14 protein-coding genes are annotated in these 14,228 nt (G+C 63.0%); 12 read left to right on the forward strand and 2 right to left on the reverse strand.

Annotated features, from left to right (window positions below; all coding sequences use genetic code 11):
- Nucleotides 1–18 precede the first annotated feature (18 nt).
- Genes K0F86_RS02995 through eutC form a run of 5 tightly spaced genes read left to right on the forward strand, consistent with a single transcriptional unit; the run spans nucleotide 19 to nucleotide 4,879 of the window.
- Nucleotides 19–573, forward strand: a complete 555-nt coding sequence (locus K0F86_RS02995; protein ID WP_219132852.1) for a GbsR/MarR family transcriptional regulator — start codon at nucleotides 19–21, stop codon at nucleotides 571–573.
- Nucleotides 570–1,214, forward strand: a complete 645-nt coding sequence (locus K0F86_RS03000; protein WP_219132853.1) for a DUF4166 domain-containing protein — start codon at nucleotides 570–572, stop codon at nucleotides 1,212–1,214. The genes K0F86_RS02995 and K0F86_RS03000 overlap by 4 nt, the downstream gene beginning before the upstream one ends.
- Entirely contained in the window at nucleotides 1,211–2,671 is a 1,461-nt protein-coding gene (locus tag K0F86_RS03005; RefSeq protein WP_219132854.1) for a TIGR01777 family oxidoreductase, read from the forward strand. Before K0F86_RS03000 ends, K0F86_RS03005 begins: the two co-directional genes overlap by 4 nt.
- 36 nt (nucleotides 2,672–2,707) lie before the next feature.
- Complete coding sequence (locus tag K0F86_RS03010) at nucleotides 2,708–4,096, forward strand: ethanolamine ammonia-lyase subunit EutB (RefSeq protein WP_219132855.1); 1,389 nt, start codon at nucleotides 2,708–2,710, stop codon at nucleotides 4,094–4,096.
- 9 nt (nucleotides 4,097–4,105) lie between these two features.
- Nucleotides 4,106–4,879: an ethanolamine ammonia-lyase subunit EutC gene (gene eutC, locus K0F86_RS03015; RefSeq protein ID WP_219132856.1), complete on the forward strand. Its 774-nt coding sequence runs from the start codon at nucleotides 4,106–4,108 to the stop codon at nucleotides 4,877–4,879.
- A 70-nt stretch (nucleotides 4,880–4,949) separates the two neighbouring features.
- Here the strand turns inward: eutC and tsaD are convergent, their stop codons facing one another.
- On the reverse strand, nucleotides 4,950–5,990 hold the full coding sequence (tsaD, locus tag K0F86_RS03020) for a tRNA (adenosine(37)-N6)-threonylcarbamoyltransferase complex transferase subunit TsaD (RefSeq protein ID WP_219132857.1): 1,041 nt from the start codon (nucleotides 5,988–5,990) through the stop codon (nucleotides 4,950–4,952).
- Nucleotides 5,991–6,199: 209 nt separating this feature from the next.
- Between tsaD and K0F86_RS03025 the strand changes: the two genes are divergently transcribed.
- Nucleotides 6,200–6,607, forward strand: a complete 408-nt coding sequence (locus K0F86_RS03025) for a nitrite reductase (NAD(P)H) small subunit (protein WP_219132858.1) — start codon at nucleotides 6,200–6,202, stop codon at nucleotides 6,605–6,607.
- Nucleotides 6,608–6,685: 78 nt separating this feature from the next.
- On the opposite strand, the gene K0F86_RS03030 is transcribed toward K0F86_RS03025, so the two are convergent.
- Nucleotides 6,686–7,747 carry a 3-deoxy-7-phosphoheptulonate synthase gene (locus K0F86_RS03030; protein WP_219132859.1) on the reverse strand — a complete coding sequence of 354 codons (1,062 nt, stop codon included), beginning with the start codon at nucleotides 7,745–7,747 and terminating at the stop codon, nucleotides 6,686–6,688.
- 197 nt (nucleotides 7,748–7,944) lie between these two features.
- Here K0F86_RS03030 and ybiB point away from each other — a divergent pair, with 197 nt between their 5' ends.
- From ybiB to dnaG, 6 genes are all read left to right on the forward strand, one after another.
- Nucleotides 7,945–8,937, forward strand: a complete 993-nt coding sequence (gene ybiB / locus K0F86_RS03035; RefSeq protein ID WP_219132860.1) for a DNA-binding protein YbiB — start codon at nucleotides 7,945–7,947, stop codon at nucleotides 8,935–8,937.
- 56 nt (nucleotides 8,938–8,993) lie between these two features.
- Entirely contained in the window at nucleotides 8,994–10,208 is a 1,215-nt protein-coding gene (locus K0F86_RS03040) for an NAD(P)/FAD-dependent oxidoreductase (protein ID WP_219132861.1), read from the forward strand.
- Nucleotides 10,209–10,358: 150 nt separating this feature from the next.
- Nucleotides 10,359–10,964, forward strand: coding sequence for an FxDxF family PEP-CTERM protein (locus K0F86_RS03045; RefSeq protein WP_219132862.1), 606 nt, complete (start codon nucleotides 10,359–10,361; stop codon nucleotides 10,962–10,964).
- 155 nt (nucleotides 10,965–11,119) lie between these two features.
- On the forward strand, nucleotides 11,120–11,332 hold the full coding sequence (gene rpsU, locus K0F86_RS03050) for a 30S ribosomal protein S21 (protein ID WP_008451879.1): 213 nt from the start codon (nucleotides 11,120–11,122) through the stop codon (nucleotides 11,330–11,332).
- A 201-nt stretch (nucleotides 11,333–11,533) separates the two neighbouring features.
- The gene (locus K0F86_RS03055) at nucleotides 11,534–11,986 is read left to right on the forward strand and encodes a GatB/YqeY domain-containing protein (RefSeq protein WP_058049818.1); all 453 of its coding nucleotides are present in this window, start codon (nucleotides 11,534–11,536) and stop codon (nucleotides 11,984–11,986) included.
- 130 nt (nucleotides 11,987–12,116) lie between these two features.
- A complete protein-coding gene (gene dnaG, locus K0F86_RS03060; protein WP_096237713.1) occupies nucleotides 12,117–13,913 on the forward strand; it encodes a DNA primase in 1,797 nt (598 codons plus the stop codon).
- Nucleotides 13,914–14,228 lie beyond the last annotated feature (315 nt).

Here is a 14,228-nt window from a genome sequence, read left to right on the forward strand (position 1 = left end):
CAGAAATAAGAGAAAATCATGGAACTGAGTCCGACGACGCAGAAGTACATTCTCCATTGGGGCGAGATGGGCACCCGCTGGGGCGTCAACCGCACGGTGGCGCAGATCCACGCGCTGCTGTTCCTGGCCAATGAACCCTTGACGGCGGAAGACATCGCGGCCAGCCTGAACGTGGCCCGCTCGAATGTCAGCAACAGCCTGAAGGAACTGCAAAGCTGGGGCCTGGCGCGCATCACGCACGTGATGGGCGACCGGCGCGACCATTTCGTCGCCCTGCAGGATGTGTGGGAAATCTTCAGGGTCATCATGGAAGAGCGCAAGCGGCGCGAGATCGACCCCACCCTGACGGTGCTGCGCGAATGCGCGATCGAGGGCGAGCACGATGCGGCGATTCCACCGGCTACCCTGGAGCGCATGGGCGAAGTGCTGGCTTTCCTGGAAATGCTCAGTTCCACCTACAGCGACTATAAAAACCTGCCGCCGGCGACCCTGCAACGCATGCTGTCCATGGGCGGCAAGGTGGCCAAGTTCCTCAGCCCGGAAGAAAAACCAGGCAAGCGCGGCAAATCATGAACGGCCCGTCCGAAGGAGAGCTGTTCAGGAAGGTGATGGGCGCGCAGTGGCTCACCCTGCACCCGGATATCCGCCGCCGCTTCGAGAAAAATCCCGCGCCGGGCCAGCCCCTGTACTACCGGGGCGAACTCAGTGAACTCACCAGCTCGCGCCTGGGCAAGGTGCTGGGATGGCTGACGCGCCCCTTCATCGATGGCGCCTTGATCCCGTATGACGATCATGACTTCCCCGTGGATATTGAAGTGTATTCGCGTCCCGCTTGTCCCTTCATCTTCAAGCAGCGCACTTACCGCCTGCATGGCCGCGCGCCGATCCGCTTCACGTCCTACATGGCCGAAAGCGCAAAGGGCGAAGTGCTCGAATACGTCGGCATGGGGCTGGGCATGAAGCTCGTGCTGCATGTGGAAGATGGCAACCTGCACTTCACCAGCGACGGCTATTTTTGGGATCTTTTCGGCTGGCGCCTGCCGCTGCCCGGCGTGCTCACGCCCGGCAAGACCTATCTGTGCCACCGCAACGACACGCCGCAGCAGTTCAATATCCGCATCGAGATCCGCCACGCCCTGTTCGGTACCACGTTTACCCAGGCCGGCGTGTTCCGCGAATCCGCCGCACCGGAAATTCACAAGGAGACACCATGAATACGCATCTGCTGGCCCTGCAACTGATGGCGGCGCAAGGCTGCCTGGGCGCCTTCGACACCATCTACCACCATGAAATCACGGAAGCGCTGCCGCAAAAGGCGTCGGCGCGTCTGGAGCTGACCATCCACGCCACGCGCGCGCTGATCTACAGCCTGCTGTTCGTTGGTCTGGCGGCCTGGGAATGGCATGGCGCCTGGGCCTGGGTGCTGGTGATCGTGTTTGGCGTGGAAATCGTGCTGACCCTGTGGGATTTCGTCGTGGAAGACCAGACCCGGCTCTTGCCCGCCACGGAGCGGGTCACGCACACGGTGCTGGCGATCAATGCAGGCGCCTTCATCGCCCTGCTGGCCCTGAACAGCAGCGAGTGGGCGAACTTGCCGACAGCCCTCGTGTGGCAGCCGTATGGTTGGCTCAGCGTCTTCCTCGCGCTGTGCGGCGTGGGCGTGGGCCTGTCCGGCCTGCGCGACGCGTATGCGGTGTGGCAACTGGGCCGGCGCAAAGAGATGGCGGAAAAAGAGACGGAGGATTTGCAGTTTGCCAGTACACCGCAGTCCGTGCTGGTGACGGGTGCCACGGGTTTCATCGGCCAGCAACTGGTCAGCGCCCTGCTGGCCGACGGCCACGCGGTGACGGTGCTGACGCGCCAGCCGAAGCAGGCCGCGTGGACCTTCGACGGCCAGGTGCGCTGCATCCAGTCCTTCGATGAATTGGCGGATGCGCGGCGCATCGACATGGTGGTCAACCTGGCCGGCGCGCGCATCGTCGGCAAGCGCTGGACGGACGCGCGCAAGGCGGCCTTGCGCCGCAGCAGGGTGGCGCTGACGCAGGAACTGGTGGCGTGGATCGCCCGCGCGCAGCACAAGCCGCGCGTGCTGCTGTCGGCGTCGGCCATCGGCTACTACGGCGTGCAGCCGCAGGGCGACGCGGCGGAATTGACGGAGGAGAGCGCGCCGCAAGCCATCTTCATGTCGCAGCTGTGCCAGGAATGGGAAGCGGCCGCGCGCCAGGCGGAGCAATATGGCGTGCAGGTGGGCTGCATGCGCTTCGGCCTCGTCTTTGGCCACCAGGGTTCGCTGCCGCAGATGCTGCTGCCGATCCGCTTCGGCGTGGGCGGCCCGCTCGGTAGCGGCAAGCAGTGGGTCACGTGGGTGCACGTGCGCGACGTCCTCCGCGGCATCGCCCATCTGGCGCGCCGCAGCGAACAGGGAGCCGTGAATGGCGCGTACAACTTCTGCGCGCCGGAAGCGATCGAACAGCGCCGCTTTGCCCAGGTGGCGGGCGCCGTGCTGCACCGCCCCAGCGTCATGCCCACCCCAGCCTTCGTCATGCGCGCCTTGCTGGGCGAGCAGGCCGACTTGCTGGTGGAAGGTCAAAGGGTCGCCCCGCGCCGCCTGCTGGCCGACGGTTTTGTCTTCCGCTATCCGCAGCTGGAAGGGGCGCTGCGCAGTTTATAAGTTGGCGTAAGATGAGGGCCTTGGAGGAACCGAACCATGCCCCGCTTCAGCCATACGATAGACAGCCATGTTTACCAGTTCGCCAGCTTGAAGGAGCTGCTGGCAAAGGCCACGCCGCTGCGTTCGGGCGACGTGCTGGCCGGTGTGGCGGCCGCCAGCGCGCGCGAGCGGGTGGCGGCGCAGCTGGCGCTGGCGGACGTGCCGCTGTTGACCTTCCTCAATGAGGCGCTGGTGCCGTATGAAGACGATGAAGTCACGCGGCTGATCATCGATAGCCATGAGCGCGCCGCGTTTTCCCCCATCGCGCACCAGTGCGTGGGCGATTTCCGCGACTGGCTGCTGGACGACGCGACGGATACGCAAACGCTGGCGCGTGTCGCCGCCGGCATCACGCCGGAAATGGCGGCCGCCGTCTCAAAAATCATGCGCTTGCAGGACCTGGTGCTGGTGGCCAGGAAATGTAAAGTCGTCACGGCCTTTCGCAATACCCTGGGCTTGGAAGGCCGTTTGTCTACGCGATTGCAGCCGAACCACCCGACGGACGACGTCACGGGGATTGCCGCCTCCATCCTCGATGGCCTGCTGCTGGGCAGCGGCGACGCCGTGATCGGCATCAATCCCGCCACCGACAATGTGGCGCAGGTGGTGTCGCTGCTGCACCTGCTCGACGCCGTCATTGACCAATATCAGATTCCCACGCAGTCGTGCGTGCTCACGCACATCACCAACACGATCGAGGCGATCCGCCGCGGCGCGCCCGTCGACCTGGTGTTCCAGTCGGTGGCGGGCACGCAGGCGGCCAATCGCAGCTTCGGCATCGACTTGTCCCTGCTGGCCGAGGGACAGGCGGCGGCCTTGTCGCTGGGGCGCGGCACGCTGGGCAACAACGTCATGTATTTCGAGACGGGCCAGGGCAGCGCCCTGTCGGCCGGCGCTCACCACGGCATGGACCAGCAGACGTGCGAGGCGCGCGCGTATGCGGTGGCGCGCGCATATCAGCCGCTGCTGGTCAATTCGGTGGTGGGTTTCATCGGCCCCGAGTACCTGTACGACGGCAAGCAGATCCTGCGAGCGGGGCTGGAAGACCATTTCTGCGCCAAGCTGCTGGGGCTGCCCATGGGCTGCGACGTGTGCTACACCAACCACGCGGAAGCGGACCAGGACGACATGGACGCCTTGCTGACCATGCTCAGCGTGGCCGGCTGCAATTTCATCATGGGCGTGCCGGGCGCGGACGACATCATGCTCGGCTACCAGAGTACCTCGTTCCACGACGCCCTGTATGCGCGCCGCGTGCTGGGTTTGCGCCCCGCGCCCGAATTCGCGGCCTGGCTGGCGCGCATGCACATCACGGATGCGCAGGGGAACCTGAACACGGCGCTGGCGCCGGCCTTCCAGACGGCCCTGCTGCGCCTGGACGGTTAGGGAGGATACATGGACGAGAAAAACCCGTGGCAGGCCCTGCGCGCGCATACGGCGGCGCGCATCGCGCTGGGGCGCCGCGGTGTCAGTGTGCCGACCAGCGCGCAACTGGCGTTCCAGCTGGCGCACGCGCAGGCGCGCGACGCCGTGCACCTGGCGCTCGATGGCGAGGCCCTGGCGCGCGACTTGGCCGCGCAAGGGCAAGACTGCGTACCGCTGCACAGCGCCGCCACCACGCGCGCCGACTATCTGCAACGCCCCGACCTGGGGCGCAGGCTCGACGACGTTTCACGCGCGCGGCTGGTGGCCTCGGAACCGGGCGTGGACCTGGCGCTGGTGGCGGCCGATGGCCTGTCGGCGCTGGCGATACAACGCCACGCGGCGCCGTTCCTGGCCGCCCTGTGCGCAAGGCTGGCGCGGGAAGCGTGGACGCTGTCGCCGGTGTACGTCGTGGCGCAGGGGAGGGTAGCCATCGGCGACGAGGTGGGGGAATTGATAAAAGCGCGGGCCGTGCTGGTGCTGATCGGCGAGCGGCCAGGCTTGAGCTCCCCGGACAGCCTGGGCCTGTACCTGAGCTGGGCGCCCAGAGTCGGCTTGCTGGACGAGCGGCGCAACTGCATCTCGAACGTGCGCCCCGAGGGGCTGGCGTATGCGCAAGCGGCGTACCGGCTGCACTACCTGCTGTCGCAGGCGTTCAGCCGGCAGTTGTCGGGCGTGGCATTGAAGGATGAAACGGTGGGAGAGGGGAGCGTGGCGGTGGGCCGGAATTTTTTGTTGGCGAAGTAAAACCCAACAGCAACGACCGGGGTCAGACCCTCAGGGTCTGACCCCAGCCCTTCGTTTTAGGGTTTCTATATTAAACTTCGCGGATTTCGTCGAGCGGCCAGCGCGGGCGCACATTGAACGAGTAATCGTACTTGGCGGCCTGCGGGTTGATCTGCAGGCGCATGGCGCCGGCGAAGGCGATCATGGCGCCGTTATCGGTACAGAATTCCAGCTCCGGGTAATACACCTTGAAACGCTTCTTGACGGCGGCCGCGTTGAGCGAGGCGCGCAGCTGCGCGTTGGCGCCCACGCCGCCGGCGATCACCAGGCGTTTCAATCCCGTGTGCTTGAGGGCCGCCACGCATTTGGCCGTCAGCACGTCGACGATGGCGTCGACGAAGCCGCGCGCGATGTTCGCCTTGTCCTGTTCGCAGATATTCGCGATGACTTTTTCTTCATGGTTCTTCACCACCGTCAGCACGGCCGTCTTCAAACCGGAGAAACTGAAATTGAAATCCTTCGAATGCAGCATCGGGCGTGGCAGTTTATAGGCCAGCGGGTCGCCGAATTCGGCCAGGCGCGAAATGGCGGGGCCGCCCGGATAACCGAGGCCCAGCAGCTTGGCCGACTTGTCGAACGCTTCGCCGGCCGCATCGTCGAGCGTTTCGCCCAGCATGGTGTACTGGCCCACGCCGTCGACGCGCATCAGCTGCGTATGGCCGCCCGACACCAGCAGCGCGATGAACGGGAATTCCGGCGGCTCGGACGCCAGCAATGGCGACAGCAGATGGCCTTCCAGATGGTGGATGCCCAGCACCGGCTTGTTGATGGCCAGGCCCAGGCTGCAGGCGACGGAGGAACCGACCAGCAGCGCGCCGGCGAGGCCCGGACCTTGCGTGTAGGCGATGGCGTCGATCTCGGGCAGGGTGATGCCGGCCTTCGCCAACGTTTCTTCCAGCAGCGGGATGGCGCGGCGGATATGGTCGCGCGACGCCAGTTCCGGCACTACGCCGCCATATTGCTCGTGCATGGCGACTTGCGAATAGAGGGCGTGCGACAGCAGGCCGCGTTGCGTGTCGTACAAGGCCAGGCCGGTTTCGTCACAGGAGGATTCGACGCCAAGAACAATCATGAAGGTGCTAAATAGGGAGGAGTAATCCGCCATTGTAAAGGAAAGCCGGGCATTACACCGTGCGGCCGGCGCACCATTTCGGCGGCAGTGTGCACTTGCGCAGTGCGGCGCGCGGCGGTTTTGCACGGGATTCTGGCTGCTTTGCGCCTGGAACGGCACTGGCACCGCTCTTGCTTAGACAGGCGTGTGCCTTTTTCAAGGAGCTAGCAATGCCGGAACAATGGAAAATGATTTGCCGCCTGAAGGACATGCCGCTGGCGGGCGCGCGCATGGTGCAGCGGGGGCTGGCGTGGCAGGACTTGCCGGGCGTGGCGCTGTTCCGCGCGGCGGACGATACGGTGTACGCGCTGCTTGACACGGTGCCTTGCCTGGGCGGCCCGCTGGCGCATGGGGTGCTGATGGAGAAAAATCTGATGGGGCCGAAGAACAGCTGGATCATCGAGCTCGATTCGGGCCGCCTGGTGGCGCCCGTGCAGGGCATGGCGCGCCGATACGCCGTGCGCATTCTGGACGGGCGCATCTACCTGGACGTCAATGAACTCAATATCCCGGCCAGCAAGGCCGAGCAGGCGCTGGCCGGATCGTACGCCGTGCTGCCGCATGTGCAGATGGCGTGAGATGCCTCGTGGTGGTGTCGGCTCAATTCGTAGGTCGGATTAGGCGCAAAGCGCCGTAATCCGACAATATCGCCGGCATTATTTTGGGCGATTGACCAAGTGCGCATGCGCATCGCGCAGCATGGTCGCCGTCGTGTCCCAGTCGATGCAGCCGTCGGTGACGGAGCAGCCGTAGGTCAGTTGCGACAGGTCTTGCGGGATCTTCTGGTTGCCGCCGACGATGTTCGATTCGATCATCACGCCCACCAGCGAGCGGTTGCCCTGGCGGATCTGGTTGACCACGTCGGCCATCACCAGTGGCTGTAGTTCCGGCTTTTTATAGCTGTTCGCGTGCGAGCAGTCGACCACCAGGTTGGCCGGCAGCTTGGCCTTGGCCAGCGCCTGTTCGGCGATGGCGATCGAGACCGAATCGTAGTTCGGGCGGCCGTCGCCGCCGCGCAGCACCACGTGGCCGTACGCGTTGCCGCGCGTGCGCACGATGGCCACATTGCCTTCGGCGTTAATGCCCAGGAAGGAGTGCGGGTGCGCCGACGACAGGATCGCGTTGACGGCGATGCTGATGTCGCCATCGGTGCCGTTCTTGAAGCCGACTGGCGTCGACAGGCCGGACGACATTTCGCGGTGCGTCTGCGATTCCGTCGTGCGCGCGCCGATGGCGGTCCAGGCGATCAGGTCGCCCAAGTACTGCGGCGAGATCGGGTCCAGCGCTTCGGTGGCGGTAGGCATGCCCATTTCGCACACGTCGAGCAGGAACTGGCGCGCCTTTTCCATGCCTTCGTTGACCTTGAACGAATCGTCCATGTACGGGTCGTTGATATAGCCTTTCCAGCCCGTGGTGGTACGCGGTTTTTCGAAATACACGCGCATCACCAGCAGCATCGTGTCCTTGACTTCCTCTTGCAGCGCTTTCAGGCGGCGCGCGTAATCGAGGCCGGCGACGGGATCGTGGATCGAGCACGGGCCGACGACGACGAACAGGCGCTGGTCCTTGCGGTCGATGATGTTGCGCAGCGCTTCGCGGCCGCGGCTGACGGTGTCGAAGGCACTCTCCGACAGCGGGAGTTTGGCGTGCAGATCGGCCGGTGTTGGCATGGGCGCGAAGGAGGTGACGTTGATATTTTCGATGTCTGGCGTATTCATGATTCTGGCTCGGCTTTCGCTATTGCGTACTTTAAGAGGCAATAGTGTAGCGGAAATGCGGCTTGGCGGCGTGGCTGGCCGCCAAATGGCAGCGGATGAGTTGTTATTGTGGCAGGCTGGCCGCTTCCTGGGTCGCCACACCCCCGCTTCCGCTTGCCCGGCTGTTGCATCGGCGCCAATCCGTGTAAGCTGGCGCCATGACGACTGTTTCCATCTCCCATACCGATGTGGCCGGTGAGCCATTTCCCGCTGCACGTTTCATCAAAGAAATAGGACGCGGCAAGAACGGCGCGCGCAGCATGACGCGCATGGATGCCCGCGCCCTGTACCGCGCCATGCTTGAGGGCCGCGTGTCGGACCTGGAGCTGGGCGGCATTTTGTTGTCGATGCGCATCAAGGGTGAGTCCGTGGACGAGATCGCCGGTTTCCTCGACGCTGCCGAAGCCTCGTTCGCCCCGCTGGCCGTGCCGGCCGGCGAGTACGCGCCGATCATCATTCCCAGCTACAACGGCGCGCGCAAGATGGCCAATCTGACGGCCTTGCTGGCGCTGCTGCTGGCGCGTGCGGGCGCCCCCGTGCTCGTGCATGGCGTGACGAGCGACCCGGGCCGCATCACGACGGCCGAAGTGCTGGCTGCGCTGGGCGTGCCTGCCTCGCCCGATCATGCGCAAGCCGAGGCCGCCATGGCGCGCGGGGAAGTCGCCTTCCTGCCCATAGCATCACTGGCGCCGCGCCTGGCGTACATGCTGTCGCTGCGGCGCGTGCTGGGCGTGCGCAATTCCACGCATACCCTCGTAAAAATCATGCAGCCGTTCGCGGGGCCGGCCCTGCGCCTGGTGTCGTACACGCACCCGGAATACCTGGAAATGCTCGGTGAATATTTCCTGACCGCTTCTGATCCCGCGCGCGGCGACGCTTTCCTGATGCGCGGCACGGAAGGCGAGACGGTGGCCAATGCCAACAAGGCGCAGCAGATCGACTGGTTTCACGGGAGCGAGCGCACGGTGCTGGTGGAAAAGCAGTTGCTGGTGGAAACGTTGCCACATTTGCCAGCCGAGCGCGACGCGGCCACCACGGCCGCCTGGATCGCCGCCGTACTGCGCGGCGAGGTGCCCGTGCCGCCGTCGATCGCCGGGCAAGTGGAGCAATGCCTGATGGCATCGCGGCAGATTGCTGCACGGCCGCGCTAGCCGTGCCGCCGCAGTTTACAATGGCGTCTTTGTAATCAGCGGTGACCGGAATTCTTATGGCAAAACAATTTGATGTGGCAGTGATCGGCGCGGGCGCGGCCGGCATGATGTGTGCGGCTGTTGCCGCCCAGCAAGGCAAGCGCGTGGTGTTGATCGATCACGCGGCCAAGCTGGCCGAAAAGATCCGCATCTCGGGTGGTGGACGGTGTAATTTCACCAATATTAACGCCACCCCGCAAAATTTCCTCTCGGAAAATCCGCATTTCTGCAAAAGCGCGCTGTCGCGCTACACGCCGCAGGATTTCCTCGCGCTGGTGAAAAAATACCGGATCGGCTACCACGAGAAGCACAAAGGCCAGCAATTCTGCAATGAATCGGCCGAGCAGATCATCGACATGCTCAAAGACGAGTGCGCCGCTGGCGGCGTGCACTGGCGCATGCCGTGCAAGATCGACAATGTTGTCCCGCAAGCTGATGGTGGCTTCTTGCTGCAGACCGATGGCGGCGACATCGAGACGGCCAGCATCGTCATCGCCACAGGCGGGCTGTCGATCCCGAAGATCGGCGCCACGGATTTTGCCTACCGCATCGCCAAACAGTTCAATCTGATGATGGTCGAGCCGCGTCCGGCCCTGGTGCCGCTGACGTTCGATGCGGACAACTGGGCGCCGTTCGCGGAACTGTCCGGCATCGCGCTGGAAGTGGATGTGGAAACGGGTAGCCTGAAAGGCCGCAAGGCAACGGGTGCGCGTTTCCGCGAAGATTTATTATTTACCCATCGCGGCCTGTCCGGTCCGGCGATTTTGCAAATTTCCAGCTACTGGCTGCCAGGCGAGCCCATCGTCATCAATCTGCTGCCGGAAGTGGACGTGGCGCAGACCCTCATCGAAGGCAAGGGCACCTTGAAGAAGCAACTGGGCAATATCGTGGCGCAATGGCTGCCGCAGCGTCTGGCTGACTGCTTGCTGGCCGTCAACGGCCTGGCGCCCGATGCGCGCATCGCCGACATGCCCGACGCCCAGCTGCGCAAGCTGGGGCAGGCCATCAATGCCTGGTCCATCGTGCCGAACGGTTCCGAAGGCTATCGCAAGGCCGAAGTGACACGGGGCGGCATCGATACGCGCGAACTGTCGCAGCAGACCATGATGGTCAACAAGGTGCCGGGCCTGTATTTCATCGGCGAAGCGGTCGATGTGACGGGCTGGCTGGGCGGCTATAACTTCCAGTGGGCCTGGGCATCGGGCGTGGCGGCAGGAATTGCCTTGCAGTAATACTTGGTTGTTGCGTGGCCGCAGTTTGTGACCGCAGGTGATAATTTTCTTGACTTCAATGAAACGGTGTTGAATACTTGGCATGTAAATTGACTTCCAGACATTTTTTGTGTCTGATGGCAATTAAATAAACATTACCCTGGAGTCACCATGAAACGCCTGATCGCCGCCGCTGCAGTTGCCTTGCTCAGCACCAGCGCCTTTGCCAGCACGCCCGTGCTGAGCAATGGCGGTTTTGAAAACAATACCGTCGGTAGCGGCTATGTCTATGGCGACGTGGCACCGGGCTGGAGTTTCACCGGTGGCGCCGGCGTGTCGGCCAGCTACACTGCCTGGAATGGCGTGGCGCAGGAAGGCAACGCCTTTGCGTTCCTGCAAAACACGGCATCGGTCTCGCAAAGCTTCGTCAGCGCGGGCGCGGCCAATTACACCTTCGCCTTCAACCTGGCGCTGCGCCCTGGTTACGACCAGGGCCAGTCCGTGACGGTCAGCCTGGACGGCACGCAGCTGGGCCAGTATGGCGTGAGCAACACGGGCTGGACCAGCTTCAATGTGAATGCGCTCAATATCGGCGCAGGCAGCCATACCTTGAGCTTTGCCGGCACCAATCCGGGCAATGCCCGCGATACCTCGGCTTTCCTGGACGGCGTCAGCATGAATGTCAGCGCCGTGCCGGAACCCGGCACGTATGCCATGCTGCTGGCTGGCCTGGGTTTGCTGGGTTTCATGGCGCGCCGCCGCAAGATGGCCGTTTAAGCGATGCTGCCGTCCGGATGCGTGGTTTACGCCACAACCGGGCGGCAATCTCAGGCGACAAGCCGCACGCAAGTGGGGGCGGGGCTTCCCTTTCCGAATAAAAGCTGCTACTATCTATCTCTTCCTATACACCACCTCAACGGTTTGAATTTTACATGACCACTATTCGCCTTAAAGAAAACGAGCCGTTCGAAGTCGCAATGCGTCGCTTCAAACGCACCATCGAAAAAACGGGTCTGCTGACCGAATTGCGCGCACGCGAATTCTACGAAAAGCCAACAGCTGAGCGCAAGCGCAAGCTGGCAGCTGCTGTAAAGCGTCATTACAAACGCATCCGCAGCCAACAACTGCCGAAAAAATTATTCTAAGACTGTTCAGTCAGAACCAACCCGGGTAGTTTGGCGCATTGTTCGCCACGGGTTTTGTTTTGATTCGCCTGGAGTGATACTTCAGATGAGTCGCATACCCGCTCCGGTTCGCCGCAGCGGGTTTTCGCTTTTGTGGCCGCCTGCTTAGCCTGCGCGCACGAGCATCGAGCCCCATTACCACTTACCAACACGAGGATTGCCATGAGCTTGAAAGAACAAATTACCGAAGACATGAAAAACGCCATGCGCGCCAAGGAAGCGGGCAAGCTGGGCACGATTCGCCTGTTGCTGGCGGAAATCAAGCGCAAGGAAGTCGACGAGCGCATCGAATTGACGGATGCCCACGTGACGGCCATCGTGGAAAAAATGATCAAGCAGCGCAAGGATTCGATCACCCAGTTCGAAGCGGGTGGCCGTGCCGACCTGGCCGACATCGAAAAAGCCGAGCTGGTGCACCTGGCGGGCTACATGCCTGCCGGCCTGTCGGATGAAGAAGTGGCGGCCGAAGTGGCTGCCGCCGTGGCCGCCTCGGGCGCCGCCGGTCCGCAAGACATGGGCAAGGTCATGGCCATCGTCAAGCCGAAGCTGGCCGGTCGCGCCGACATGACGGTGGTTTCCGCCCTGGTCAAGAAAGCCCTGACGCCGGCAGCGTAAGCATGTAATAGTCGTAATCGGCTGCCGGCCTATGCTGGCAGCCGCTCAAATCGCCCACACGTTGACCTGGCTCAACCTCAGGCCACGTGCGGTAGTATAGTCTGACCTATAACAAGACCCGCCCTAGCCAGTGATACCTCAATCCTTCATTTCCGATTTGCTCAACCGCGTCGATATCGTCGATGTCGTGGGCCGCTATGTGCAACTGAAAAAAGGTGGGGCCAATTTCATGGGCTTGTGCCCGTTCCACAGTGAAAAATCGCCGAGCTTTACCGTCAGCCCCACCAAGCAGTTCTATCACTGCTTCGGCTGTGGCGCGCATGGCACCTCGATCGGCTTCCTGATCGAGTACTCGGGCATGGGCTTTGTCGATGCCGTCAAGGACCTGGCGCAGAACGTGGGCATGGTCGTGCCGGAAGCGGATGACAAGATCCCGCCGGCACAGCGCGCGCAGATCCAGGCGCAAAGCATGGCCCTGTCCGACGCCATGACGCAGGCCTGCGATTACTACCGTGGCCAGCTGCGCCACGCACCGGAAGCCATCGCCTACCTGAAGAACCGGGGCTTGACGGGCGAAGTGGCCGCTCGCTTCGGCATGGGTTTTGCGCCCGGCGGCTGGGATAATCTGCGTTCCGTCTTCCCCGATTACGACGTGACGGCCTTGGCCGAGGCCGGTCTCGTGATCGACAAGGTCGATGAAGAGGGTAATAACCGCAAGCGCTACGACCGTTTCCGCGAGCGCATCATGTTTCCGATTCGAAATACCAAGGGCCAGGTCATCGCCTTTGGCGGCCGCGTGCTCGACCATGGTGAACCGAAATACCTGAACTCGCCGGAAACCCCCTTGTTTTCCAAGGGTTTCGAACTATATGGGCTGTTCGAGGCGCGTCAGGCCATCCGCGATGCCGGCTATGTGCTGGTGACGGAAGGTTATATGGACGTGGTGGCGCTGGCGCAGATGGGTTTCCCGCAGGCGGTGGCGACCCTGGGCACGGCGTGCACGCCCACCCATGTGCAAAAACTGCTGCGCCAGACCGATAACGTGATTTTCAGCTTCGACGGCGACAAGGCCGGCCGCCGCGCCGCGCGCCGCGCGCTGGAGGCGAGCCTGGCCCACGTGTCGGACAACAAGACCATCAAATTCCTGTTCTTGCCGTCGGAACACGATCCGGACAGCTATATCCGCGAATTCGGCACCGAAGGTTTTGAACAGCAAGTGCATGAAGCCATGCCGCTGTCGCAATTCTTGCTGAAAGAAGTGTCGGGCGAGCATGATCTGTCGGAACCGGAAGGGCGCGCCCGCGTGCAGTTCGACGCCAAGCCCCTGCTGCAGCTGATGGCGCCGTCGTCCTTGCGCCTGCAGATCGTGCGTGGGCTGGCGCAGCTGACGCAGTCTACGCCGGCCGAGATCGAAGCCCTGTTCGAGCTGGCGAAACCCGTTGCCGTGGCGCGCCGCGCGCCGCCGAAATCGGGCCGCCCCGTGCCCGTGGGCCTGGAATTGAAGATCATGCGCATGCTGGTGGCGCATCCGCCCCTGAGCCTGCGCATCGACGAAGCGGCTCTGACCGCTTTCCAGCACCTGGGGCCGGATGCAGCCCACAGCCTGGGGCAGCTGGTGGCCGTGGGCCAGGCGCTGGGCGAACACGGCAGTTTTGCCGCGCTGGCGCAGCAGTTGAAGGAGCTGGGCAGCGAATACGACGAGATCATCGGCGAGATCGCGGCCGGCACGGAATCCGATTACGACAGCGAATTGTCGTGGCTGGTGAGCACCATCCGCGAGATCAAATTGAATGCCTTGAAGGCGGAATTGCAGCAATTGTTTGCGTCGGGTTTGCCATCGGAGAAAATTGGTGTACGCTACCGCGAAATCACGCAGGAGCAAGGCGAGTTGGAGCGTGAGCGCGATGCCGAGTTGGTGAATCGCTAATCTTGCTCTGAGGGTATGGCGCGCACTGGAAAAACATTTTTCGCGTGCTATAATTAAATGCTAAGTATTGTGTGCTTTGGCAAGCTAGTTCTGTTTCGTAAATAGTATTTGTTTTCAGTAAGTTAGGCTCTTGATCGGCGCGGTGGATCGTGTCGGCAGCCAGGGCCAACTGGCGTTTTCAGCGTTGCGGGCAAGGCTCGCAGACGCTGGCAAGCCGCGCCAGGCTCTCGCTCCCAACGCGGTCGATGCAGGAATTTTTGCCGAGGCGGCTGGCAACAGCCGGTGGACAGGAATTGCTGCGCTTCCCGCGGATCG

It is taken from the genome of Janthinobacterium sp. UMAB-60, from assembly GCF_900095235.1.
In the GTDB taxonomy this organism is placed as follows: Bacteria; Pseudomonadota; Gammaproteobacteria; order Burkholderiales; family Burkholderiaceae_D; genus Janthinobacterium.